The organism is Pseudarthrobacter sp. NKDBFgelt (genome assembly GCF_046097905.1).
In the GTDB taxonomy this organism is placed as follows: Bacteria; Actinomycetota; Actinomycetes; order Actinomycetales; family Micrococcaceae; genus Arthrobacter; species Arthrobacter polychromogenes.
In genome coordinates, this window is record NZ_JBJURL010000186.1 from 1 (window position 1) to 928 (window position 928).

General features: G+C 57.4%; 1 protein-coding gene. It reads right to left on the minus strand.

Annotation, left to right across the window (positions count from 1 at the left end):
• Positions 1-386 precede the first annotated feature (386 nt).
• Positions 387-860 carry a hypothetical protein gene (locus ACKAE7_RS21060; RefSeq protein WP_407104253.1) on the minus strand — a complete coding sequence of 158 codons (474 nt, stop codon included), beginning with the start codon at positions 858-860 and terminating at the stop codon, positions 387-389.
• Between the last annotated feature and the right edge of the window lie 68 nt (positions 861-928).

Here is a 928-nt window from a genome sequence, read left to right on the forward strand (position 1 = left end):
GGGACCGATCCGGGGCCTCCCGCGCAAGTTCGCACTAGCGAAGGTCAAACTCTTGGGATCTTCGCTGGAGCGGAGCGCGAAGTGAAGAAGTCCAGAGCGACCAAACGGTAAAGTCAGGTTCGAAGGCGATTGCGAGAAGTAAGGCGATTATTTTACATTGCGCGGCATCTGGACTGGGGTTCTCAAGGGGGCGATGTTCGAGCTCTGAAAAACCTCTACTCGATAGGCCCTCTTCGCTCGGCCGAATGCGCCTCTTGCTTGCTTTGGCAACTGATGCTCGCGCCGCAAGCGAATCTCACCGCCTCACAAACGAGAGGAACTCCGCCTCCAGAAGCGCCTCTGCCGAACACGAAGGCGCGGCAAGGCGAGTGCTTCAATCCGGCTTCTCAATGTGCTGATCCGAAGTTCGACCCGTTCCAGTAGGTCGTCGAGCTGCAGGGCTCCACGCCAGACTTACCGCAGGATGATCCGTGCAGTCGCACCTTCATCGTTGCAAGCCCCCCCTCAGTTGAGAAGCTCAATCCCTGCACGTTGCTGTCCAGCACCTTAACAAAACGGCTGTCCGCCAGCGATGCGAACACGACGGTGGTGCAACCTGCAGAGCCGCAGTAAAGGGCGACCGAGTCACCGCACCTGAAGCGACCGTAGTCTAGAATAAAATCTGACTGTCCGTCGCCGTTGATGTCGCGGCGCGTCAAAAAACCCTTCTTGAAGGTGATTTTTTCATCGCAGCCCTTCATCGCTTCATCAATGTTTGCTTGCACCTCCCGAGGAAGGACCTTGGCGGCCGCAGCGGGCGAACTCATTGCTTGCAATGCGCATAGCAGAGGCAAGAGCCAGATTGCGGTTCTGTCACTCATGGCCAATCTCTTTTATGTAGACCCCCACGGGACCCCGGAGGGACCATGCGTTCGCCTAGACGTCTGGT

Coding starts and splice junctions, on each gene's coding strand:
- ACKAE7_RS21060 (WP_407104253.1), bottom strand. CDS start 860: ATGAGTGACAGAACCGCAATCTGGCTCTTGCCTCTGCTATGCGCATTG.